Annotated in this window: 21 protein-coding genes; 11 read left to right on the top strand and 10 right to left on the bottom strand. The window is 73.4% G+C overall.

Going from position 1 to position 21,659, the window contains the following annotated elements; translation table 11 throughout:
* Window positions 1-30 precede the first annotated feature (30 nt).
* On the top strand, window positions 31-2,100 hold the full coding sequence (locus P696_RS0107275; RefSeq protein ID WP_026411814.1) for a tetratricopeptide repeat protein: 2,070 nt from the start codon (window positions 31-33) through the stop codon (window positions 2,098-2,100).
* On the opposite strand, the gene P696_RS43860 is transcribed toward P696_RS0107275, so the two are convergent.
* Both P696_RS43860 and P696_RS0107265 read right to left on the bottom strand, forming a co-directional pair.
* The gene (locus tag P696_RS43860; RefSeq protein ID WP_157429550.1) at window positions 2,097-3,947 is read right to left on the bottom strand and encodes a translation initiation factor IF-2; all 1,851 of its coding nucleotides are present in this window, start codon (window positions 3,945-3,947) and stop codon (window positions 2,097-2,099) included. The genes P696_RS0107275 and P696_RS43860 overlap by 4 nt on opposite strands.
* 44 nt (window positions 3,948-3,991) lie before the next feature.
* Entirely contained in the window at window positions 3,992-4,798 is an 807-nt protein-coding gene (locus tag P696_RS0107265) for an SAM-dependent methyltransferase (protein WP_051467145.1), read from the bottom strand.
* A 153-nt stretch (window positions 4,799-4,951) separates the two neighbouring features.
* On the opposite strand from P696_RS0107265, the gene P696_RS0107260 reads away from it, so the two are divergent.
* Window positions 4,952-5,338 (top strand): DUF7715 family protein, encoded by a 387-nt coding sequence (locus P696_RS0107260; protein ID WP_026411812.1) that lies wholly within the window; start codon window positions 4,952-4,954, stop codon window positions 5,336-5,338.
* A gap of 38 nt (window positions 5,339-5,376) precedes the next feature.
* Here the strand turns inward: P696_RS0107260 and P696_RS52115 are convergent, their stop codons facing one another.
* The 5 genes from P696_RS52115 to P696_RS0107235 form a co-directional block, all read right to left on the bottom strand.
* Window positions 5,377-6,435 carry a neutral zinc metallopeptidase gene (locus P696_RS52115; protein WP_051467016.1) on the bottom strand — a complete coding sequence of 353 codons (1,059 nt, stop codon included), beginning with the start codon at window positions 6,433-6,435 and terminating at the stop codon, window positions 5,377-5,379.
* A 112-nt stretch (window positions 6,436-6,547) separates the two neighbouring features.
* A complete protein-coding gene (locus tag P696_RS43850; RefSeq protein ID WP_051467015.1) occupies window positions 6,548-7,963 on the bottom strand; it encodes an adenylosuccinate synthetase in 1,416 nt (471 codons plus the stop codon).
* The gene (locus tag P696_RS0107245) at window positions 7,963-8,937 is read right to left on the bottom strand and encodes a hypothetical protein (protein ID WP_026411811.1); all 975 of its coding nucleotides are present in this window, start codon (window positions 8,935-8,937) and stop codon (window positions 7,963-7,965) included. Before P696_RS0107245 ends, P696_RS43850 begins: the two co-directional genes overlap by 1 nt.
* Window positions 8,930-9,937 (bottom strand): molecular chaperone DnaJ, encoded by a 1,008-nt coding sequence (locus P696_RS0107240; protein WP_026411810.1) that lies wholly within the window; start codon window positions 9,935-9,937, stop codon window positions 8,930-8,932. The genes P696_RS0107245 and P696_RS0107240 overlap by 8 nt, the downstream gene beginning before the upstream one ends.
* Window positions 9,934-10,755 (bottom strand): NUDIX hydrolase, encoded by an 822-nt coding sequence (locus P696_RS0107235; RefSeq protein ID WP_026411809.1) that lies wholly within the window; start codon window positions 10,753-10,755, stop codon window positions 9,934-9,936. The genes P696_RS0107240 and P696_RS0107235 overlap by 4 nt, the downstream gene beginning before the upstream one ends.
* 193 nt (window positions 10,756-10,948) lie before the next feature.
* Between P696_RS0107235 and P696_RS0107230 the strand changes: the two genes are divergently transcribed.
* The 4 genes from P696_RS0107230 to P696_RS0107215 all read left to right on the top strand — a co-directional run bounded on the left by P696_RS0107230 (window position 10,949) and on the right by P696_RS0107215 (window position 14,964).
* Entirely contained in the window at window positions 10,949-11,944 is a 996-nt protein-coding gene (locus P696_RS0107230; RefSeq protein WP_211245653.1) for a FecCD family ABC transporter permease, read from the top strand.
* Between the two features lie 166 nt (window positions 11,945-12,110).
* The gene (locus tag P696_RS0107225; protein ID WP_026411807.1) at window positions 12,111-13,148 is read left to right on the top strand and encodes a FecCD family ABC transporter permease; all 1,038 of its coding nucleotides are present in this window, start codon (window positions 12,111-12,113) and stop codon (window positions 13,146-13,148) included.
* Entirely contained in the window at window positions 13,145-14,002 is an 858-nt protein-coding gene (locus P696_RS0107220) for an ABC transporter ATP-binding protein (RefSeq protein ID WP_051467014.1), read from the top strand. Before P696_RS0107225 ends, P696_RS0107220 begins: the two co-directional genes overlap by 4 nt.
* Window positions 14,003-14,019: 17 nt before the next feature.
* Window positions 14,020-14,964 carry an ABC transporter substrate-binding protein gene (locus P696_RS0107215; RefSeq protein ID WP_211245652.1) on the top strand — a complete coding sequence of 315 codons (945 nt, stop codon included), beginning with the start codon at window positions 14,020-14,022 and terminating at the stop codon, window positions 14,962-14,964.
* A gap of 59 nt (window positions 14,965-15,023) precedes the next feature.
* Here P696_RS0107215 and P696_RS0107210 read toward each other — a convergent pair whose 3' ends face one another.
* Window positions 15,024-15,494, bottom strand: coding sequence for a MarR family winged helix-turn-helix transcriptional regulator (locus P696_RS0107210; RefSeq protein ID WP_026411804.1), 471 nt, complete (start codon window positions 15,492-15,494; stop codon window positions 15,024-15,026).
* Between the two features lie 31 nt (window positions 15,495-15,525).
* Between P696_RS0107210 and P696_RS0107205 the strand changes: the two genes are divergently transcribed.
* A complete protein-coding gene (locus tag P696_RS0107205; protein WP_084336924.1) occupies window positions 15,526-16,605 on the top strand; it encodes a bifunctional NAD(P)H-dependent oxidoreductase/GNAT family N-acetyltransferase in 1,080 nt (359 codons plus the stop codon).
* Here the strand turns inward: P696_RS0107205 and P696_RS43845 are convergent.
* Window positions 16,583-18,268 (bottom strand): AMP-binding protein, encoded by a 1,686-nt coding sequence (locus P696_RS43845; RefSeq protein WP_051467013.1) that lies wholly within the window; start codon window positions 18,266-18,268, stop codon window positions 16,583-16,585. The two genes, P696_RS0107205 and P696_RS43845, sit on opposite strands and share 23 nt — an antisense overlap.
* A 247-nt stretch (window positions 18,269-18,515) precedes the next feature.
* On the opposite strand from P696_RS43845, the gene P696_RS0107195 reads away from it, so the two are divergent.
* Complete coding sequence (locus P696_RS0107195; protein WP_026411802.1) at window positions 18,516-18,902, top strand: SCO5389 family protein; 387 nt, start codon at window positions 18,516-18,518, stop codon at window positions 18,900-18,902.
* A gap of 106 nt (window positions 18,903-19,008) precedes the next feature.
* On the opposite strand, the gene P696_RS0107190 is transcribed toward P696_RS0107195, so the two are convergent.
* Entirely contained in the window at window positions 19,009-19,968 is a 960-nt protein-coding gene (locus P696_RS0107190) for an ATP-binding protein (RefSeq protein WP_026411801.1), read from the bottom strand.
* A 235-nt stretch (window positions 19,969-20,203) separates the two neighbouring features.
* Between P696_RS0107190 and P696_RS55700 the strand changes: the two genes are divergently transcribed.
* The 3 genes from P696_RS55700 to P696_RS0107175 all read left to right on the top strand — a co-directional run bounded on the left by P696_RS55700 (window position 20,204) and on the right by P696_RS0107175 (window position 21,637).
* A complete protein-coding gene (locus tag P696_RS55700) occupies window positions 20,204-20,344 on the top strand; it encodes a hypothetical protein (RefSeq protein ID WP_157429549.1) in 141 nt (46 codons plus the stop codon).
* Complete coding sequence (locus P696_RS0107180; RefSeq protein ID WP_211245651.1) at window positions 20,341-20,853, top strand: hypothetical protein; 513 nt, start codon at window positions 20,341-20,343, stop codon at window positions 20,851-20,853. The genes P696_RS55700 and P696_RS0107180 overlap by 4 nt, the downstream gene beginning before the upstream one ends.
* 106 nt (window positions 20,854-20,959) lie before the next feature.
* Window positions 20,960-21,637, top strand: coding sequence for a peptidase inhibitor family I36 protein (locus tag P696_RS0107175; protein WP_157429548.1), 678 nt, complete (start codon window positions 20,960-20,962; stop codon window positions 21,635-21,637).
* Window positions 21,638-21,659: the final 22 nt, after the last annotated feature.

Below are 21,659 nucleotides of genomic sequence, written 5' to 3'. Positions count from 1 at the left end.
GTGAGGCCGAGCACACGGGGTGGCGCGCTGATGCCGGACGGGGAGACGACGTCGCCGGACGCTGCCGCCGACGCGGCGGTCAACACGATGCACAACGCGGTCGCGGGCGTCGTCATCCAGGCCGACACGGTCACCGCGAACCTGCCACCCGTCGCGCAGCCGGTGTCGGTCGTTCCACGCCAGATCCCCCACGAGCCCGGCGATTTCGTCAACCGCGTGAAGGAACTGGCGCTGCTGGAGTCGGCGGCGTCCTCCCGGACGGGCGGCCCGGCCGTCGTGGTCGTCAGCGGCATCGGCGGGGTCGGGAAGACCGGCCTCGGCGTCCACTGGGCGCACCGGACGCGCGACCGGTTCGCCGGGGGCCAGCTCTACGCCGATCTCGCCCGGCTCCGGCACGGCGGCGGCACGGACGTCGCGGACGTGCTCGGCGGGTTCCTGCGCGCGCTCGGAGCCCGCGAGGAGTGGATCGACCCCGGGCTCGACGCGCGCACCGCGCTGTTCCGGACGCTCACCGCGAGCCGCTCCCCGATGCTCGTCCTCCTGGACAACGTCGCCCACGCCGGGCAGGTCGAGTCGCTCCTGCCGGGCGCGCCGGGCAGCGTCGTCGTCGCGGTCAGCCGCCGCCGACTCACCGGCCTGGTCATGCGCGGCGCGGTCCCGCTCGACCTCGGTCCCCTGGACGAGGCGGAGGGCGGACGCCTCATCGAGCGGATGGTCGCCGACCAGCGCGTCGCCCGCGAACCCGGCGCGGCGGCGGAACTCGCCCGGATCTGCGGCGGCCTGCCGATCGCGCTGCGCGTCTGCGGCGCGCGCCTGGTCACCCGGCGCAGGCAGGGCATCGGCAGGCTGTCGGCGGAACTGGCCGACGAGGAGCGGCGGCTCGCCAGGCTGACCGCGGAAGGGAAGCCCGTCGTGGAAGCCGTGTTCGACGCCGCCTACGCCGACCTCCCGCCGGGCGCCGCCGCCCTCTACCGGGGACTCGGGGCGTTCCCCGGCCCCGACTTCTCCGCCGAACTCTGCGACCTCGTCACCGGCGCCGACGACGCGCTCGACGCCCTGCTGGAGTCGAGCCTCCTGGAGGAGGTCGACGAGGACCGCTACCGGTTCCACGACCTCGTCCGCCTGCACGCCCAGTCGGTCGCGGACGAGTCCCGTGACCTGCGACGACGCTTCGTCGGCTGGTATCTGAAGGAGGTGCGGGCGTGCGACTGGGCCGTCCTCGGGCAACGGCTCCGGGTCGCCGCGCCGCCCGAGCCGTCCGAGACGAGGGACGACGCGCTCGGGTGGCTCGAACGCGAGCACGCCAACATCCTCGCCGTCGTCCGGATGGCCGCCGCCGAACGCTGGGACGACCTGGTCTGGCGCTTCACCGAGTCTCTGTGGGCGCTGTTCGACAGCCACGCCCACCCCACCGACGAGCTGGAGATCGCCCGCCTCGGCCTCGCCTCCGCCCGGCACGTTGACGACGACGTGGCGGAGGCCCGCATGCACACGCTCCTCGTCCGCGCGCTCCTGCGCGGCGGCAGGCTGGACGAGGCCGCGGCCGAACTCCCCGCCCTCACCGAACTCGGCGACGCGATCGTGACCGTGAGGACGGGCAGCCTGGCGACGGACGCGAGGCGTCAACGCGTCCTGGGCGGCGTGATCGAGGCCGTGGGGATCGTCCGGCAGCGGCAGGGCGACCACGAGGCCGCCATCGCCGCCTTCCACCGGTCGCGGGACATCAACGCGTGCCTGATCAACCTGCGCGGCGTGGCCGTCCACGGCTACCTGCTGGGCGGGGCCCTCATCGCCGCCGGACGGCACGGCGAGGCCGTCACGCAGCTGGAGTTCAGCCTGCGGGTGCAGGAGGGCGGGCCCGATCCGCTGACCGACGCGAAGATCCGCACCCGGCTCGGGGAGGCGTACCTCGCGCTCGGACGGCCCGGTGACGCGGCCGAGGAGCTGACCCGGGCGCTCGCGACCCTGGCGACGCGGGACATGCCCGCGCGTGAGGCCCGCGCCCTGGAGCTGCTCGCCGAAGCGACCGAGGACGAGGAGAAGGCGGCAGGGTACCTGCGACGGGCGAAGGCGCTGCGTCGCCCGGAGCCGGAGGCCTAGCGCGACCCTCTATTTCGTGGCGGGGGGGGGGAGACGTGGACGCGGAACTCCCTCAGCCCCGCCGCGACGGTGAACGAACCGGCGAGCGGACGCCCCGACACCAGCAGCACATACGCGGCCGACGCGCACAGCGACGCGTCCGCGCCCTCGAAACGGGCCTGCGTGCCATCGCGCAGGACGACCAGCGTCGCGCCGTCCTCCAGGGCCGCCGCCGCGACCTCGGCGCCCCGGTACCGCGCGAGGACGTCCACGCCCCACGCCTCCGGATCCTCGGGCGGCTCGGTGCGCACGAAGACGTCCGCCGAGCTGAGCAGGCGTTCGTCGGCCTCGCCCTCGTCCACCACGAGGTGTGGATCGTCCAGCAGGTCAGGGGCGTGATCGTCGAGGATGGCCGGGTAGCGGTCAAGCCGGATGTGGCCGTCCCGCACCTCGCCCTGGACGTTCAGCGCCGTCACGGCACGCGCCCCGCGCGGCACGGGCGGCGGGACTGGACGCAGCCGAGCCGGGTTCGCGGGTGGCTCCAGCGACAACATCTCGTACAGCAGCTCGCGCAGGTTCTCCGCCGCCTGCCCGCGCATGCCGATCGCGTTGGGCACGTCCACCGGGACGGTCAGCTTCTCGAGCTGCCCGCGCAACCCCTCGGACGGCCGGAACCTCGGCAGGACGCACCCCAGCTCCGCCATCGGGGACGCCGGGTCGACCTCGTCGTCCGCGAACGCGGCGAGCAGCGTGGGACGGCCGAGCGCCGCCGCGTAGTAGGTCACCGAGCCGTGGTCGCCGACGACGGCGTCCGCCGCGACGAGCGCCGCGCGCCAGCCGTCGCGCGGCGGGACGAGCAGCAGCCCCGCGTTCAGCGCCTCCGCGAGCCAGCCCTCGATCTGGTACGCGCCGTGCCGGTCCCACACGTTCGGGTGCAGCGCCATCGCGACGCGGTACTCGTCCACCGGGAGCTCGGCGGTCAGGCGGGCGAGCAGGTGCGGCATCCGGCCGAACACCGACCCGCCGTTCCACGTGGACGTCAGCACCACCAGCCGCTGCCCCGCCCGGACGCCGAGCGCGCGCCGGAACCGGTCGCGCAGCGGCAGGCTCGCCGTCATCCGGTCGAAGCACGGATCCCCGGCGACCAGCGCGACCCGCGCGGCGGGCGGACAGCTCCTCCGCAGCCGCGCCAGCTGCTCCTCGTGCGCGAGGACGAGTCTCGCCGGGACGACGCGTCCGCGATGAAGGAGCTGCCCGGGGGCCAGCCCGGACGCCACGTCCGCGCTCCCGCTCGCCGCCTCCACGAGCCGGTTGTGCCCGGCGCCGTGCGGCATCACCACGACCGGCGTCGGCCGCAGCCGGTGCAGCCCGCCGTTCGCGGACGTCGCGAGCGCCAGGTGGTACCCGCCCCGGACGGCCGCGCGCCACGGCACGACCCGCGCGTCGATGTCGCGCAGCAGCTCCGGCAGCTCACGCCCGAACGCCGAGCCCTCACTGACCGTGAACTCCACGCCGATCCTCGGATCGCCGTGAAGCACCGGCAGCACGTCCAGCATCCGCGTGGCGGACGCCAGATTACGCACCACCGCCAGCACCCGCCGCCGAGGCCGATGCGTGTCCCACACCGCCTCCCCCACCGCCCCGCCCGACGACGAGCCCAGGACCGCGTCCGACGAGAAGCCCTGCGCCGCGTCCGGCACCGCGTCCGGCGAGGGACCTTGCACCGCGTCCGACATCGCGTCCCGCGACGAGCCCAAGATCGCGTCCTGCGACGGATTGCGCGCCGCGCCGCGCGGTCGGTCGTCGCCTCCTTGGTGGCGGGTGTTCCGCGGGGCGGGGGTGGCCCGCCTGCCGAACACCCGTCTCATCGGGCGCACTCTACCCGCGCGTCACCGGCGGCCTCCGGAGCAGGTCAGGGCTTGCGGCCGACGCCGCCGAACTCGTCGATCGGGGTGATCGTGCCGATCCGCGCGGCGGGCGGATGCCACAGCGGGCAGGACACGACGCCGGGCGGGAGCAGCTCGAAGCCCTCGAAGAAGCCCTCGAGCTTCGCCGGGTTCCGCAGGACGTACGGCGGCTCGGCCTTGGCGTTCCAGATCTCGATGGCCTCGGCGGTCGCCGGGTCCACGACGTCGGTGGCGTCGTAGAGGGCGAGGTAGCTCCCGCTCGGCAGCGCCGCGGTCAGCCGCGCGACGATCGACCGCGCCTCGTCGTAGTCGGTGATGTGCCCGAGGATGCCCATCAGCAGCAGCGCCACCGGACGGTCGAGGTCGAGCGTCTCCGCCGCTCCCCGCAGGATCGCCTCCGGGTCGTGCAGGTCGGCGTCCAGGTAGGCGGTCGCGCCCTCGCGCGAGCTGGTCAGCAGTGCCCGCGCGTGCGCGAGGACGAGCGGATCGTTGTCCACGTACACGACCCGGGCCTCGGGCGCGGCCCGCTGCGCGACCTGGTGGGTGTTGTCCGCGGTCGGCAGGCCCGTGCCGACGTCGAGGAACTGCCGCACGCCGAGGTCGGCCGCGAGGTGGTGCACGACCCGTTTGAGGAACTCGCGCGTCGCGCGGGCCATCAGGGCCATGTCCGGGATGACGGTCAGGATCTCCTCGCCGACGTGCCGGTCCACGGGGAAGTGGTCCTTGCCGCCGAGCCAGTAGTTCCAGATCCGAGCGGTTTGCGGGACGTCGTGCTGGATCGCCGGGGTCTCGTCCGTCACGGGGTTCCTCACCTGGGGGAGCTTCACAGCCGGAATCATCTCTTGTCAGGCCCCATCCAACAGGTCGCGATCACGTTTGGGAACCCGGTCGCATGGGGGACGTTCGCCGGTGGAATGTCCGACCGGCGTCGTACGGTGGGCGGGTCACGGAAGGGGTTTCGGCCAGTGAAGCTGCTCACCGCAACCAACCTCACCCAGGGCTACCGCGACAACGACTTCGCCTGGTGCGTGGAGGGCGAGCTGGTCCACATCGGCGTGATCTGCGACCGCGACGCGGGCGACCCGGACGGCGGCTGCGGCTGCGCCCGGGCGTTCGCCGGGCTGAACTCCCACCGCGCCACCACCACCGCCATGGTCCGCGAGGTGCCGGGCTTCACCGAGGCCGACTACGTGGAGGCGATCCGCAGCAGCCTGGAGCAGCAGGGCTACGACGGCTCGCACGCCGAGCACGAGGCCGCGGGCCTGCGCACGCTCGTCCGCGACTGGCCGGTCGGCGCCATCGTCGAACGCCGCCTGAACGAGATCGTCGTCCGCCAGGTCCTCCAGCCCTGACCCCGCGCCGCCCGTCAGCCGGATGTGGGCGGGGTTCGTCAGGGGAGGCAGGTGCGGACGCCCCGGGCGCCGCCCCGGGCGAACTCGGCGATGCGCTGCGCGGCGGTGCCGTGGTCGCCGGGGCGGGCCCATGGGGCGCCGTCGCCGATCTGGTGGAACGCGGCGTCGATCTCGATCCGGTCGCCGGTCTCGGCGCGCAGGGCCCCGTCCCGGGCGGCGCCGGAGAGCGCGGCGCCCGCGAGGCAGTCGGCCTGGAGCTCGCCGCGGGCGGAGACCAGCGCGGACGGCATCCGGTGCTGGACGGCGTGTGCCCACTCGTGCGCGATGACCATGAACACCCAGGCGTCGCCGGTGCCGTAGCCGTCGCGCATCAGGTCCTCGTCCCAGGCGAGGTAGTCGCCGTCGGGGCAGTACGCGGCGTTGTCGCGCTCGAGCCGGCGGGCGCCGCAGCGCGGGATGGTCGCGGTGTTCGCGCCGTCGTACGGGCCGAGGACGGCGGGCGGGGCGTAGCGTCCGCCGAAGGTCTCGGTCCAGTGCCGCCGCCAGAAGCCGTCGACGATGTCCTGGGCGTCCTGGAGGTCCTGCTGGAGGGACGCGGTCTCCTCGGCGGCCGAGCCGGACACGAGGGACGCGCCCGCGTCGAGCGCGCGCATGGACGTCCCAGAACCAGGCGCGAGCCTCGCCCCGGAGACCCGGACGGACGCCGGTACCGGGACACGCGCGGACGCCGGGAACACGCCGGTGGGGGAGCCGGGCGTGAGGGATCCGGGACTCGGGACGACCGGCCCGTCCCCCGGCGTCGCGATGAACATCGGCGTCGAGACGAGCGTCGGCACCGCTGTGAACGTCGGTGCCACGGTGAGCCTCCGTGCCGCCATGAAGGCCGGTGCCGCGGGGGACGCGGACGCCGTCACGGGCGCGGCCACCACGCCGAGGACGACGAGCGCCACGACGACCAGGCACCGCAGCCCGCGAAAGCAGACACGCGCGTGAAGCTGGACGCGCGCGGGAAGGTGGAGGTGCGTGGGAGGGCGGAGCTGTGTGGGGAAGCGTGCGCGGATGTGGGTGCGGGCGCGCGAGGGCCGGGGGAGCGGCATGTCCGCCTCCAGTGATCAGGGGGTCAGGGGACCATCCGACGTCACCCCGGCCCCCGGCGCGGACGCGGTGTCACGGGCGTCACGGCGCGGTGATCGAGTTCTTCCCGATCGGTCACAGTGAGTACGAGGATTCGTGCTCTCCGAGAAGGGTTCCGGCCTTGTCGTTCGACGTCGGGCCGTGCGAGCGCAGGACGACCCGGACGCCGAGCGCGTCCTCGACCGCGGCCACCGGATCGCCGAGCGGCTCCAGCACCGGACGCGCCGCGAGCAGTCGTTCCGTGAGCGCGCCCTGCCGCTCCAGGTCGTGCGCCGCGTCGAACGGCAGGTGCCGCACGGTCGCGCCGTCCATCGTGTAAGCCCGGCAGATCCGCAGGTCAGGCCGCGAGGATGCGACGTCGAGGTGGGTGACCGCGAGACCGTCCACGCCTCCGGCGGCCCGGACGGCGTAGTCGAGCGCCACGGTGTCCAGGTGGCCGACGCGGAACGCGCCCTGCCACGGGCCGGTGCCGTTGTGCGGGTCGGGCAGGTCGGCGGTGAGCGCCGGATCCTCGGTCACGAACGGCCCGGGCCCGTGCCGGGTCGCGTAGGCGCGCAGGACGCCCAGCCGGAACCCCGGCTCGCGCGCCTCGGCGAGCAGCGTCTCCGCGTTCGCGAACGTCGTCGTCGACCACGTCGTGTACGGGTGGAAGCCGTGCCACTCGTCCAGCAGGACGCCCTGCGCCCCCTCGAACACCACGCGTCCGGTCCGCAGGACGCGCGGCAGGTACCCGTCGTCCACGATCCGCACGCTCGCCCCGAACGCCAGGAACGCCGCCACACAGTCATCCACGTCCGGAACAAGCTCGACGTCCGGAACAGCCGCAGCGCTCGGAACAGCCGCAGCGGGAGCAAGCCCGGTGTCCGGAGCAGGCTCAGCGCTCGGAGCAGGTCGTGAGAGGGGCTGCTCGGCGGCAGGGAAGGTGTCGTGGTACCAGTCGCGCAGGGTGGTGAGGCGGCGGCGTAGTCGGGCGGGTGTGAGGCAGTCGCCCGCGCGTGGGGCGAGGTCGGGGTGGGTGAGGGCGTAGGCGGCGGTCTCGCCCACGCCCATTCCGCAGGATCCGTGCCGGGCCGCGCCGCGGGCGGTCTCGCGCGCGCGGTTGGCGGCCTGGTGGTACGGGGTGGTGAGCGGCGCGTCCCAGTTGACGGTCAGCCGGGCGAACGCGTCGCGGACGCCGAGCGCGCGCAGGTGCTCGTGCTCGGCGGCCAGCGCGAGCGGGTCGACCATCATGAACCGGGACAGGTGCGTCCGGACGCCGGGCGTGAACGTCCCGGAGCCGAACTGCGCGAACGTGTGGTGCCGTCCGTCCGGGGTGACGACGTTGTGCGCGGCCTGCGCGCCGCCGTTGAAGCGGACGACCGTGTGGACCGGCTCGGCCCCTGTGCCGCGCGCTCCGAGCGCGCAGAGCCGGTCCACGACGGTGCCCTTCCCGGCGTCGCCGAACCCGAGGTCGACGACGACGGCGTGCCGCACGTCCGGCGTGTGCGGCATCAGAGCCGCCGGTTCCGGGGACCGTGTCCGTCTCCGCGCAGGCCGGACGGCGCGGACGACTCGGCGACCGAGCCACGCGCCCTGCGCAGCGGCGTGAGCGCCTTCGACACGGCCTTCCCGGCGTCCGAGCCGACCTCGTCCAGGTGCGCGAGGCCCTCGTCGAGGTCGATGGCGTCCTCGCCGAGTCCGACGGTGAGCGCGATCGTCTCGCAGACCGCGTCCAGGTCGTCCAGGTAGAGGACGTTCTGGCCGAGCTGCTCGCGCCAGAAGTCGCGCAGCCGCCCGTCGGCGGTGTGGTACGCGCCCTCGGGGATGATGAAGTACACGTCCCAGGCGCGGCGCAGCTCGTCCAGGAGCGCCTCGAGCGGGATGTTCTCCCGCAGGTCGTCGCCGATCAGCGAGCGGACCTGCTCCTTGCGGACCGACGGGTAGGCCAGCTCGTCGCCGATCATGAACAGGTAGCCGCGCTTGCCGCGCTTCTCGTAGCAGTCGATCGCGGTGTGCCGGGCCATGAAGTACATGGCCAGCTCGTAGGACTCCCTCATCTGCCCGCCGCCCCCGCCCTCGAGCAGGATCTTGCCGAGGTCGTCGTCCATCCGGTTGTCGGACTCGAACTGCCCGACCTGCAGCGGCGCGCGGTCGCAGTGCGCGTCGCCGATCGCGCCGAACATGATCTGCGGGTTCGTGACGTAGCCCTTGCGCAGCAGCAGGCCGAGCAGGTCGGGCAGGCGCGTCTGGAGCGTGCGCGGGACCGTCCCCATCGAGCCGGTGACGTCGAACAGCACCGAGATCGCCAGCGACTCGGGGTGCTCGTCGGAGTCGCGCGCCTCGCGCAGCGCGACGTCCTTCGGGTCGAGGTCGGCGTGGACGGAGGTCGCGCCGCCGTCGCTGTAGGCGAACGCGCTGATGCCGTTGGCGTTCTGGTAGGCCTGGTTGGCGGCGTAGACGTTCGTGGACCAGTTTCCACTACCCATGGGTTCCTCCTGGGGGCATGGTGAAGGGGCGGAAGGTTCGGCGGCCGTACAGCCGGTCGAGCAGCTCGTCGAGTTCGGCGAGCAGCCGCCAGGCGTCGCGTGGACGCCGGTGCGGCGCGGGGAGGACGCACCCGGCGACGAAGGCGCGCATGGCGGCGGGCGCGCGGTCGCCCATGAGCCGGGCGACGCACTTGGACGCCATGAACACGTCCGTCCCGGGGACGGCGGGTTCGCGGGCGGGGATCTCGGGCGCGTACATGCCGGAGCGCCGGTCGACCATCGCGGGGACGCGTCCGCCGGGACGGGTGACCGAGTAGCACCAGTCCACGAGCACGAGCCCGTGCTTCCCGGGGTGGATGAGCACGTGCTCGGGCAGGACCGCTCCGTGCACGACGCCCGCCCGGTGGGCGAAGCCGAGCGCGACGAGCAGCCGCCGCCACATCCACGCCGCGTCGCGCGGGTCGAGCCCGTCCGGGTGGGCGGCACGGACCTCGGCGAACGAGACGAACCCGTCCAGCGGCGCGAGCACGTTGACCCGGCGTGTCTCGCCGGTGTCCGGATCGCGGTGCCGGAACGCCGTGACCAGCTCCGGGACGTACGCGCGGAACTTCCGCTCGCCGTCGCGGCGCAGCGTGCGCAGCGCCTCCTCCTCGCGGGACATGAGGTCGTTGTCGGACGGGTCGCGCGGCATCTTGAGCACCACGCCCCGCCCCCGATCGTCGGCCAGGTACAGCTCGGCGAGGTCGCCGCTCGCGATGGTCTCGCCGAGCCGGAACCGGTGCGTCCCGACCTCGATGACCGGCGCGTTCGCCGCGTTGTAGGCGTGCCACAGCTCCGACAGCCGGGCGAAGTCCCGGGACGATCCGGCCGGGGTCGCGTCCGGGTGGACGAGCCGGGCCAGCCGCCGGTACAGCCGCGCCGCCTCGGCCTCGTCCCCGCCGAACAGGTCCGCAGGGGAGACGGCGCGCTCCAGCAGGGCCACGGCCTCCTCGTGGGTCATCTGATCTCCTCCTCCCGGCTGGGCCTGAGGAGGGCGGGGTGCAGCAGCCGCGCGTCGCCCGCGCGGTAGAGCTTCGGCCGGGGGCCGCCGCGCCGTCCCTCGCGGTCGGCGGTGCCTCCGGTCGCCTCGACGAACCCGGGGACCGACAGCACCTTGCGGTGGAAGTTGCCCGCGTGCAGCTCCTCGCCCCAGACCGTCTCGTAGACGGCGCGCAGCTCGGGGACGGTGAACTCGGGCGGGCAGAACGCGGTGGCGAGCGGCGTGTACTCGAGCTTCCCGCGCGCCCGCTCCAGGCCGTCCGCGAGGATCCGCGCGTGGTCGAACGCGAGCTTGCGCGTAACGCCGGGATGCTGCGCCCCGGCCTCGCTCAGGCCCAGCCCGTCCACGCGGGCCCAGGCGGCCTCGGCGGCGTCGCCGCCCGCGCGCGGGTCGGGCAGCTCGGGCGCGAACGCCAGGTACGCGACGGAGATGACACGCATCCGGGGGTCGCGTCCGGGCGTGCCGTAGGTGGCGAGCTGCTCCAGGTGCATCCGCTCCATCGGGCCGCCGGGCTGGGACGGGTCGAGTCCCGTCTCCTCGGCCAGCTCGCGACGCGCGGCGGACGACAGGTCCTCGGCGTCGGTCACGCCCCGGACGAACCCGCCCGGCAGCGCCCACATCCCCGCGAACGGCGCCTGGCCGCGCCGCACCAGCAGGACGTTCAGCGCGCCGTCCCGGATGGTCAGCGCGACGACGTCCACCGTCACCGAGACGGGGTCGTAGGCGCGCGGGTCGTAGGAGGCGAGGAACTCGCGCTCGTCCTGGGGCGGCTGGTTCATCTCGGCTGCTCCATCCCGGCATGTCCTTCTCAATCTGAGTCAATCTCGACTTGAGAAGAACATAACCCGCGCCGGATGCGCTCGTCTAGGGGGATTTGAGAGGAATGCCTGCCGTGCCTTACGATCGGCCAGGTCAATAAGGTTAGGTTTACCTAACTGATTCCTTGATCCTATGAACGGCGGTGGGCGACGCATGCTCCGCAGGCGGACGACGGTGCTCGCGGTCGCCGCGCTCGCACTGCTCGTCGCCGTCCTCGCCAGCCTCGCCCTCGGCAGCCGCGCCATCGCCCCCGGCCACGTCCTCTCCGCGCTGCTCGACCACGGCGGCACCGACGAGGACGTCATCGTCCGCTCGCTGCGCGTCCCGCGCACGGTCGTCGGCCTCGCCGCCGGAGCCGCGCTCGCCGTCGCGGGCGTGCTCATGCAGGCGCTCACCCGCAACCCGCTCGCCGACCCCCGCATCATGGGCGTCACGTCCGGCGCGTCGCTCGGCGTCGTCCTCGCGATCAGCGTGTTCGGGCTGACCTCCCTGCCGTCCTTCCTGTGGTTCGGCGTCGCGGGCGCGGCGCTCGCGGGCGCGTTCGTCTACGCCCTGTCGGCGCGGACCCGCGACGGCGCGTCCCCGGTCACCCTCGCCCTCGCCGGGACGGCCCTGGACGCCTCGCTCACCGGCGTGGTCGTCGGCGTCCTCACCGTCAACCAGCAGACCTTCGACACCTTCCGGTTCTGGGCCGTCGGCTCGCTCGCCGGACGCCCGCCCGAGGTCGCGACGTGGGTGATCCCGTTCGTCGTGCTCGGCGTCCTGGTCGCGTTCGCCGCCGCCCGCGGCCTGGACGCGCTCGCCCTCGGCGACGACGTCGCCCGCGGCCTCGGCCGCAACGTCGGACGCGTCCGGCTCGCCGCCGCCGTCGCCGCGATCCTGCTCACCGGCGCGGCCGTCGCCGCCGCCGGGCCGATCGGCTTCGTCGGCCTCGCCGTCCCCCACCTCGCCCGCGCCCTCGTCGGCGCCGACCACCGCTGGACCCTCGCCGTGTCCCTCCTGCTCGGCCCCACGCTCCTGCTCACCGCCGACGTCCTCGGACGCCTCGTCGCCCCGCCCGCCGAGGTCCGCGCGGGCGTCGTCACCGCCCTCCTCGGCGCCCCCTTCCTCCTCATCCTCGTCCGCCGCGCCCGAACGGTCGCCACATGACCCCCACCCACCACCCACTCGCCCCCCACGCCCCCACACTCCGCGTTCCCGCGCTCCGCGTTCCCGCGCTCCGCGTTCCCGCGCTCCGCGTTCCCGCGCTCCGCGTTCCCGCGCCCTGCGGCCCGGCGCCCCGCGTCTCTGCGCCCGAAACCTGGAAGGTGGCCGCGTGACCGCCGTTCGGCATCCGGGGGCGGGGGTGCTCGTGGTGGGGTTCGGGCCGGTCGCGGTGACCGTGCGACGGCGCGCGCTGGTGTTCGGGGTCGTGCTCGCCGTCCTCACCGCCGTCGCCGCGCTGGCCTCGCTCGCGATCGGCAGCACCTTCGTCGCGCCCGCCGACGTGCTGAGCGCGCTCGGCGGGGAGGGCCCCGCGTCCCTGATCGTCCAGGACCTGCGGCTGCCGCGCGTCGAGGTCGGCCTCGCCGTCGGGGCGCTGCTCGGCGTGTCCGGCGCGCTGCTCCAGTCCGTCACCCGCAACCCGCTCGCCGGACCGGACGTCATGGGCGTCACCCAGGGCGCGGGCCTCGCCGCGACCGCCGTGATGACCGCCGGCCTCGGCGCGTCCTGGCTAGGCCCGGCCGCGCTGCTCGGCGGCCTCGCCGCCGCTGCCGCCGTGTTCGCCTTCGCCGGGCGGACGGGCCTGACCGCCAACCGCTTCGTGCTGTCCGGCATCGCGGTCGCGCTCGCGCTGCGGGCCCTCACCGAGGTCTTCATCATCGGCTCCGACCCGGCCGACGGCGAGCGCGCCCGCGTCTGGCTGTCGGGCAGCCTCGCCGGACTCGGCCAGCGCGAGACGCTCACCCTGCTCGTCCCGCTGCTGGTCCTGTCGCCGGTGCTGTTCTGGGCGGGCCGCGCCCTCGACACCGCCGGGCTGGACGACGACCTCGCGCGCGGCCTCGGCGTCCGCGTCGGCGCGCGGCGCCTGCTGCTCGGCGCGGTCGCCGTCGTCCTCGCCGCGCTCGCGACGTCCCAGGCGGGCGCCGTCGACTTCGTCGCGCTCGCCGCGCCGCAGCTCGCCCGCCGCCTGCTCCGCTCCGACCGTCCGCCGCTGCTCTGCGCCGCCCTCACCGGCGCGCTGCTCACCGTCGTCGCCGACCTGATCGCCCGGACCGCGTTCGCGCCGGTCCAGCTCCCGGTCGGCGTCCTCACCGCCGCGCTCGGCGGCCCCTACCTGCTCTGGCTGCTCGTCCGGAGGAAGACCCGATGACCGACGTCTCCGAACCGCTGGCGGACGCCCCCGAAACGGCCCCGGCGGCCGCCACGGCGCCGGGCCGTCCGGCGGTCACGCTCGCCGCCCGCGACCTGACCGTCGGGTACGGCGACCGGACGATCCTGTCCGGCCTCGACCTGGAGCTGCCCGGCGGCGCGTTCACCGTGGTCATCGGCCCGAACGCGTGCGGCAAGTCGACGCTGCTGCGCACCCTCGCCCGGCTGCTGTCCCCGCGCTCCGGCTCGGCCCTGATCGACGGCGCGGACGTGCACGGCATCAACACCCGCGAGCTGGCGCGCCGCCTCGGCGTCCTGCCGCAGTCGCCCGTCACGCCCGAGGGCCTCACGGTCGCCGACCTGGTCGCGCGCGGACGCCAGCCGCACCAGCGCTGGTTCCGGCAGTGGAGCGCCTCCGACACCGAGGCCGTCGAGCGCGCCCTCGCGCTCACCGACCTGACCGGCCTGCGGGACCGCCCGGTGGACGCGCTGTCCGGCGGCCAGCGGCAGCGGGTCTGGATCGCGCTCACCCTCGCGCAGGACACCGACGCCCTGCTGCTGGACGAGCCGACCACCTACCTCGACCTCGCCCACCAGATCGAGGTCCTCGATCTGCTGCGGCGGCTGAACCGTCACGGGGGCCACACGGTCGTGGCCGTCCTCCATGACCTGAACCAGGCGTGCCGGTACGCCGACCACCTGGTCGTCATGAAGGACGGAGCGGTCGTGCGGCAGGGCGCCCCCGCCGACGTGATGGACGCCGCGTGCCTGTCGGAGGTCTTCGGCCTCGGCGGCGTGGTCGTCCCCTGCCCTGTCACGGGCGCGCCCATGGTCGTGCCGGACGCCCCGGCCTGAACGAGAGAGAGAACCACATGAGACTCATGAAGGGATTCGCGGTCGCCGCCGCGGCGGCACTGGCGCTGAGCGCGTGCGGCGGATCGGGCGACTCGTCCGCGTCCGGGGCGACGCACCTGGTGAAGCACGCGATGGGGGAGACCAGGGTCCCCGACGACCCGAAGAAGATCGTCGTGCTGGACACCGACAAGGTCGACACCCTCGCCACGCTCGGCCTCACCCCGGCGGGCGCGACCGTCCCGGACCAGCAGGCCGGGATGCCGAAGTACCTCGGCCCCGGGCTCGCCAAGGTGAAGAGCGTCGGCACCACCCAGCAGCCGGACGTCGAGGCGATCGCCGCGCTCAAGCCGGACCTGATCCTCGGCTCGAAGTTCCGGATGGAGAAGTACTACTCCCAGCTGAGCAAGATCGCCCCGACCGTCTTCACCGACCAGGTCGGCATCACCTGGAAGCAGAACTTCCTGCTGGACGCCGAGGCCGTCGGCAAGAAGGCCGAGGGCGAGCGGAGGCTCAAGGAGTACGAGGACCGCGCCCGCCAGGTCGGACGGTCGTTCGGCGACCCGGCGAAGCTGAAGGTCAGCGTCATCCGCTTCATGCCGGACGAGATCCGCCAGTACGGCCCGGACTCGTTCTCCGGGATCGTCCTGCGCGACACCGGCCTGTCCCGTCCGGACGCGCAGATGCTCAAGGACAAGTCCGACAAGCGTTTCGCGCCGCTGAGCCCCGAGCGCGTCGACCAGGCCGACGGCGACTTCGTCTTCGTCGCCGCCTACGGCGCCAAGGCCGCCGACGCGCAGGCCAAGACCACCACCGGGCCCCTCTGGCAGCGCCTCTCCGCCGTCAAGGCGGGCCACACCAAGGTCGTCGACGACGAGATCTGGATGACCGGCATCGGCGTCACCGCCGCCGGAAAGATCCTCGACGACCTGACGGCCAACCTCGGCCCCCTCGCCAAGAAGTAGCCACCCACGAAGGCCCGGCCGACCCACCCCGGTCGCCCGGGCCTCTGCTTTGCCCGGCCCTATCCGGCGGGGGGACGTTCGACTCTCGCGGCGATCCGTTCGAGGGCGGCGAGGTCGTCCGGGTCGAGGCGGTCGATGAAGTGGTGCCGCACGGACGCGACGTGCGCGGGCGCGGCGTTCTCCAGAGCCTCCAGCCCCTGCGCCGTGAGGACGAGCAGGCATCCCCTCCCATCGGACGGGTCGGGCTCGCGCCGCAGCAGCCCGCGGGCCTCCATGCGGGTCGCGTGCCGGGACAGCCGGCTGCGCGACCAGCCCATCTTGTCGGCCTGTTCTCCCAGCGTGCTGGTGTTCCCGGGACGCTCCGACAGCGTGCTCAGCACCTCGTAGTCGGGCTCGGACAGGCCGACCGCGGCCAGGTCGCGCGCCGTCCCGGCCTGGACGGCGACCAGGACGCGCCGGAACGCCCGCCAGGCCCGCTCCTCGTCGGCGTCCAGCCAGCGCACGTGCCCGTCCGGGGATTTCGTTGACATGTCATCAAACTAGCACGTACCTTTCGTTTCCATGGAAACGAAACCGCTCCGCGTCCTCGTCCTGATGTGCAGCACCCGTCCCGGCGCGTTCGGCCCCGCCGTCGGACGCTGGCTGGTCGACGCGGTGACCCCGCGCGCCGCGGAGCTCGGCGTCGAGCTCGTCCCGCTCGCGCTGGGCGACCTCGACCTCCCCTTCCTGGACGAGGAGGAACACCCGTCCTCGGGCGTCTACCAGCGGGAACACACCCGCCGCTGGAGCGCGACCGTGGACGCGGCGGACGGCTTCATCGCCGTCACCCCCGAGTACAACTACGGCATGCCCGCGACCCTGAAGAACGCCTTGGACTACCTCGGCGCCGAGTGGGCGTGGAAGCCGATCGGCTTCGTCAGCTACGGCAACACGTCGGCGGGCACCCGGTCCGTCCAGCACTCCAAGCAGGTCGTGACCACGCTCCGCATGGTGCCCCTGGGCGCCACCGTCGCGATCCGCCTCACCGAGGCCGTCCAGGACGGACACCTCCGCCCGGACGCCGCCCGCGACGCCGCCGCCGTCACCCTTCTGGACGAACTGACCCGGCTCACCCATGCCCTACGCCCCATGCGCGACCGCATCCGCCCCGGAACCGTGCCCGGCCCCCTGCCCGGCTCCTACGCGAGGCGGCTCACCCCGGACGACGCGCCCGAGGTCACCGTCCTCCAGCGGGCCTGCTGGGCGGACGAGGCCATCGTCAACGACACCCTCGCCCTCCCGGCCCTGCACGAGACGCCCGACGACGTGCGCGCGTGGCTCGCGACCTGGGACACCACGGGCCTCTGGCTCGACGGACGCCTTCTCGGCATGATCCGGACCCGTCCCGACGGAACCGATTGGCACCTCGGACGCCTCGCCGTCGTCCCCGACCTGCGAGGCCGTGGCCTTGGCCGATGGCTCCTCCGGACCGCCGAGGACTCGGCCGCCCCGGACAGCCGCCGCGTCCTGCTCTTCACCGGTGCCAGGAGCGAGGGCAACATCGCCCTCTACCAGCGCCAGGGGTACCGCCTCGTGCCGTCGCCCGCCCCCGACGGAACCGTCCGCCTCACCAAGGACCTCACGGCCGCCCCTGTTCCCTGAGCCGGTCGCGGAGCAGGTTCTTGAGCACCTTGCCCATGTGGTTGCGGGGGAGCGCGTCGACACATTCCAGGCGAGTCGGCAGGTACCACTCGGTCATGCCCGTCGCGAGCAGGTACCGCCGCAGCCCGTCCAGCGTGGGCGCCGCACCGTCCGGGACGACGAAGGCGCACACCGTCTCGGTCCCGTCGCGGGGGTCAGGGGACCCGACGATCGCGGCATCCGCGACGGACGGATGACGCAGCAGCTCGTCCTCGACCTCCAGGACCGGGATCGTCAGCGGACTCCCGATCCGGTCGGCGACCCGGGAGAGGTACCGGAGACCGCCACGCCCGTCCTCGCGGACCAGGTCACCGGTGTCGTACCAGCCGTCCGTGTCCGCCGGGTCCCAAGCCACCCCTCCGCCATCCAGCCGGAACGTCCCCAGACACACCGAAGGCCCTCGCACATGAAGCCGAAACACGCCCCCCACCTCCAACGCCCCGTCGTCCGGGACGAGGCGAGCCTCGCGGCCAGGAAGGGGACGGCCGATGCTGTGGACGGTGAGCTCGGGCGGATCGTCGGGATCGGTCGCGGAGAATCCGCCGATCTCGGTCATTCCGAAGGTGTTCGTCAGCCCCGCGCACAGCTCCTCGCGGATCGGCCCGACGAAGGCGGCCGGGAGTGACGTCCCCGTGCTGGCGATCGTCCGCAACCGCGGCAGGTCCCGGCGCTCGCGCCGCTGCGCCTGGACGAGGGTGAACAACGGGGGCGGGGAGCCGAGCAGGTACGTGACCCGGTGGCGGGCGAGCAGGCCGAGCCACACGTCCGCGTCGAACGTGTCCGCGAACACCGACGAGCGGCCGGTCGCGATCGGACGCAGGAGGTTGGTCTGCAGCCCCGCCCCGTGGATCAGGTGGGCCATCGCGGCCGGACGATCCTCCGCCCGGCGGTCCGACCCCTTCCACCGGAAGGACGCGTGCAGCGTGTTCGGGGTGTGGAGGACGCCCTTCATCTCGCCCGTCGTCCCGGACGTGAACAGCACGACCGACACCTCGTCCGGCCGCCCCCGCGCCGGTCCCGGGGACGGGGAGGACGCGACCAGGTCCGCGAACGCGACCGCGCCGGTCGCCGCCGCGTCGCCGAACACGATCCGGTGCCGGAGCTGCGGCAGCCGCTCGTCCAGATCGGCCAGCAGCCGGTCAGGACGAGTGCCCTCCCACGAGTCGACGACCACGCACGCCTTCGCCCCGGTCCCCGTCAGGACGCGTTCGACCTCGCGTCCGCCCATCGTCATCAGGACCGGCACGGCGACCAGCCCGGCGTCCATGCACGCGAGCAGCAGCGCCGCCGCCTCCCACCAATTGGGGAACTGGAACGCCACGGCGTCGCCGCGCGCCAGCCCGAGCCCCCGCAGCCCCGCCGACAGCCGCCCCACGTGCTCCGCCAGCTCGCCGTACGACACGACGACCTCGCGTCCCAGATCCCGGCGCCAGTTGACGAAGACCGTCCGGCCGGGATCGGACGAGGCCACCGCCCGCAGGTCGTCGACGAACGTCTCCGTCCGCCACCAGCCGTCGGCGTGGTACTTCGCGGCCCTGGGCGTCGGCGGACGCAGGGACGCGATCACCGCCTCAAGGCCCCGGCCGGAACCCGCCCGCCCGGCGCTCTCGCGGTCCTCCGGCATGCGCTCCCCCTTCCGCCGCCCCCGGGCAGGATGGCTGCGAACGAAGATCGTCCGACTCGCTCTCGGGCGAACGCGGACGAACATTGACGCTCAGCAGATCACGACCCGGCACTCCGCGAGGGTGGACCCACCGCGATACCGCCAAGTAACCCCGGCGCATCCCTCGCCTGTCCCTTCGGTTAGTTCTGTGCGACCGGGGATGGACGGACAGTGACAGCCTGCCTAGCGTCCAAGGCGGAGGTGCGACATGTCGCTCAACGTATCGCCCGAGCTTCTCGCGAAGGCCGAGGCAGGCAAGGTCGAGCAGGACGAGTTCCTCAAGTGCGTCGCCGATTCGCTGCCCTTCGCGTGGGCCATGGTGACGCGGCTGGTGGAGGAGATGAAGAGCACGGACGCGGAGAGCGTCCAGAACACGCTCGTCCCCGAGACCGAGGAGGAATGGGGGCAGATGTTCCGCATGTTCTCCAGCGACTCCATGCGGAACGCGATCCAGGAGCACTTCGGCGTGCGGCTGGCGTTCCAGAACTGCTGCAAGCCCGCCGTGTTCAAGAAGGACGCCGAGACCGCCTACCAGCGGTTCGTCTCGCCCGAGGCGCAGCTGCTCAACCAGGACCCGACGCTACTGAACTGCTGAACCCCCGACCGGCACGAACGAGGCCCCCACGCTCCGCCCTGATCGTGGGGGCCTCGTCGCGCCCGGACCGCGGGGTTCCGCGGTCCGGTCCCTGCGCGCCTCCGGGCTAGGCGCCCATCGGCGCGTCCGGTCCGAGGACGAAACCGGGGTCGATCTGGCGCGTGAGGTCGACGCCGACCGCCTTGTTCGCCCAGCTCTCGGCGTTCCTCACGTGGAACTCGTTGGCCTGGCGCTGGTACCTGGCCCAGTCCTTCGGCTGGGCGTCCACCTCGTCCTGAAGACACCTCAGCGCCTTCCGCGCGGCGTCGTCCAGCGAGTCCAGGTCGAACGGGCGGCCCTGCTCCATGGCCCGCACCGCGGGCTGGTGGCCGATGACCGCCAGCAGGTCGGGACCGACGTGCTCGCGCAGGTACGCCTCGTCCTCGGCCGTCTGGACCTTGTTCCCGACCACCGCGATCCGGACGCCGAAGTCGGACGCGTGGCCCGTGTACTGCCGGTAGACCGCGACGCCCTTCCGCGTCGGCTCGACGACCAGGAACAGGACGTCGAACCGCGTGAACAGGCCCGAGGCGAACGTGTCCGCGCCCGCCGTCATGTCCGCCACGACGTACTCGCCCGGACCGTCCACCAGGTGGTTGAGGTACATCTCCATTGCGCCGGTCTTGCCGTGGTAGCACGACACGCCCAGGTCGTCCTCGTCGAACGGCCCCGTCGCCATGAACGTGACGCCGTCCACCTGCCGCGACAGCGCGTGGACGGGGTCGTGCCCGTCGAACCGCAGCAGCCGCGACCCCCGTCCGGGCGGGGTCGTCTTGACCATCTCGTCCGCGGACGCGATCCGCGGGTTGTCGCCCCGCAGGTACTCCTTGATCTCCGCCAGGTGCGCGCCGAGCGCCGGGACGTCGGCGGACTGCTCCTCCGGCATCCCGAGCGCTACCCCGAGATGCTGGTTGATGTCCGCGTCGATCGCGACGACCGGCGCCCTCTCGGCGGCGAGGTGGCGGATGAAGAGCGAAGAGGTGGTCGTCTTGCCGCTCCCACCCTTGCCGACGAACGCGACCTTCACGAGCGATGCCCCCGTCCTGAAACTGAAAACCGTTTCCGAAGGTACCGAGTCTGACACTCCCGTCCGTCCGCGCGCTGCCGAAACGCGGACCATGCCGATCCGTCCCCGATCACGCGTTTTGCCGGTCGGCGGCGACCGCCCCGGCACCCCGCGCACCTCGGTTCCCCCGCGAGGACGACGCCGATCGGCCGCGCGGGGGAGGTGTCGCGCCCGGGCCGGACGAGATCTTGCTGCCATGACGAAACACCTGAAGGTCAAGCTGCTCATCGTCGCAGCGCTGACGGCCCTCATCGCCGCCGCCCTCCTGGCCACAGGCCCCGACAAGGAGCCACCCCCGTCCGGCGCCGGGCGCGTTGCCGTGGGAGGGGCGCGATGAGTGCGACGTCCATGCGAGGGCCGGTGCCGCGGTGGGCGGAGTGGGCGGCGCAGGCGACGATGTGGTGCGCGATTCCGTCGGGGATCTGGCGCATCTTGTTCGCGCTCCGCCTTCCGGCCGGGTTCACCGGCAGCAGCGACCCGGACCATGTGAACTTCTTCTTCCTGCTCGGCTACGTGAGCGCGCTGACCCTGCTGTCCGAGGCGGCGGCGTTCCTGAGCATGGGCCTCGTCCGGTCCTGGGGTGAGATCTGGCCGCGCTGGATCCCGTTCCTGCGGGGCCGTCGCGTCCACCCTCTGGCGGCGATCATCCCCGCCGCCCTCGGTGCCGCGGCCCTGATGGCGCTCTGGAGCGGCCTGGTGTTCGGCTTCGAGACGTCGGATCCGGAGTTGCCTCATGGCGGCAAGCTGGTCGTCCTCTACCTCTGCTACCTGCCGCTCGTGGCCTGGGGCCCTCTCCTGGCCGCCGTCACCGTCGCCTATGCCGTCCGCCGCCATCGTCACGGGTGACCACGGCATGTCGCACACGTCGCGGCGAAGGTCGGCGTTGACGCCGTTCGCATTAGTGTTCGCCCGGTTACGATGAGTGTCTATCGTCGTGTGCGCTGGAGTGCGGGTGGACGCTGTGGAGATCGTCTCGGCTCAGGAGTTCGGGGCGTACCTGCGGGAGTTGCGTGGACAGCTCACCCAGCAGGCCGTGGCCAGACGCTCGAACGTCGACCGGGCCGCGCTGACCCGCCAGCGCGTCTCCAACATCGAGAACGGCGCGGTCCCCACGGCGCAGCAACTCCGCTGCTACCTGCACGGATGCGGCCGGCTCGACCTCCTGGACGAACTGGAGCCCGTGCGGCGGCGGATCGAGGCGTCCGCCGCCCCCGCGAAGGACGCCGTCCACCCGGCAGGCGCGCGGCGTCGCGTCCCCCGGCGCTTGGCGGTGTCGGTGGCCGCCGCCGTGACGGCCGCGGCGGTGACCGGCGTCGCGGTGGGCTGGTTCATGGGCGGCAGGGCATCGGAAGGCACGGCTGCGGCGGGTGTTCCGGACTGCGTCGAGGGCAGCGTCTGCTTCTGGCCGGAGCCGAACTTCCTCGGCCGCAAGATCACGCTGCCACCGGACTACTTCAGCGACAGCAGGTGCCAGCCCCTGCCGTTCGTGGCCCGTTCGGTCCAGAACACCAGCAAGGAACGGCAGCGGCTCTTCGCCGGGACGGGCTGCACCGGCCAGGTGACGATCCTGCAGCACCTCAACCGGGCCCCGCTGCCGTCCGTCGCGGTGCTGAGTTACCACCACAGCTGAGGACGACGCCCCCGCCGCCACC

It is taken from the genome of Actinomadura oligospora ATCC 43269 (assembly GCF_000518265.1).
Lineage (GTDB): Bacteria > Actinomycetota > Actinomycetes > Streptosporangiales > Streptosporangiaceae > Spirillospora > Spirillospora oligospora.
Note: the sequence above shows the minus strand (reverse complement) of the source record. Positions and strands in the feature narration are given on the sequence as shown.

Coding starts and splice junctions, on each gene's coding strand:
- P696_RS0107230 (WP_211245653.1), top strand. CDS start 10,949: ATGCTCCGCAGGCGGACGACGGTGCTCGCGGTCGCCGCGCTCGCACTG.
- P696_RS0107235 (WP_026411809.1), bottom strand. CDS start 10,755: ATGAACCAGCCGCCCCAGGACGAGCGCGAGTTCCTCGCCTCCTACGAC.
- P696_RS0107240 (WP_026411810.1), bottom strand. CDS start 9,937: ATGACCCACGAGGAGGCCGTGGCCCTGCTGGAGCGCGCCGTCTCCCCT.
- P696_RS0107245 (WP_026411811.1), bottom strand. CDS start 8,937: ATGGGTAGTGGAAACTGGTCCACGAACGTCTACGCCGCCAACCAGGCC.
- P696_RS43860 (WP_157429550.1), bottom strand. CDS start 3,947: ATGAGACGGGTGTTCGGCAGGCGGGCCACCCCCGCCCCGCGGAACACC.
- P696_RS0107220 (WP_051467014.1), top strand. CDS start 13,145: ATGACCGACGTCTCCGAACCGCTGGCGGACGCCCCCGAAACGGCCCCG.
- P696_RS43845 (WP_051467013.1), bottom strand. CDS start 18,268: ATGCCGGAGGACCGCGAGAGCGCCGGGCGGGCGGGTTCCGGCCGGGGC.
- P696_RS0107215 (WP_211245652.1), top strand. CDS start 14,020: ATGAGACTCATGAAGGGATTCGCGGTCGCCGCCGCGGCGGCACTGGCG.
- P696_RS0107195 (WP_026411802.1), top strand. CDS start 18,516: ATGTCGCTCAACGTATCGCCCGAGCTTCTCGCGAAGGCCGAGGCAGGC.
- P696_RS0107180 (WP_211245651.1), top strand. CDS start 20,341: ATGAGTGCGACGTCCATGCGAGGGCCGGTGCCGCGGTGGGCGGAGTGG.
- P696_RS0107210 (WP_026411804.1), bottom strand. CDS start 15,494: ATGTCAACGAAATCCCCGGACGGGCACGTGCGCTGGCTGGACGCCGAC.
- P696_RS52115 (WP_051467016.1), bottom strand. CDS start 6,435: ATGCCGCTCCCCCGGCCCTCGCGCGCCCGCACCCACATCCGCGCACGC.
- P696_RS43850 (WP_051467015.1), bottom strand. CDS start 7,963: ATGCCGCACACGCCGGACGTGCGGCACGCCGTCGTCGTCGACCTCGGG.
- P696_RS0107275 (WP_026411814.1), top strand. CDS start 31: ATGCCGGACGGGGAGACGACGTCGCCGGACGCTGCCGCCGACGCGGCG.
- P696_RS55700 (WP_157429549.1), top strand. CDS start 20,204: ATGACGAAACACCTGAAGGTCAAGCTGCTCATCGTCGCAGCGCTGACG.
- P696_RS0107205 (WP_084336924.1), top strand. CDS start 15,526: ATGGAAACGAAACCGCTCCGCGTCCTCGTCCTGATGTGCAGCACCCGT.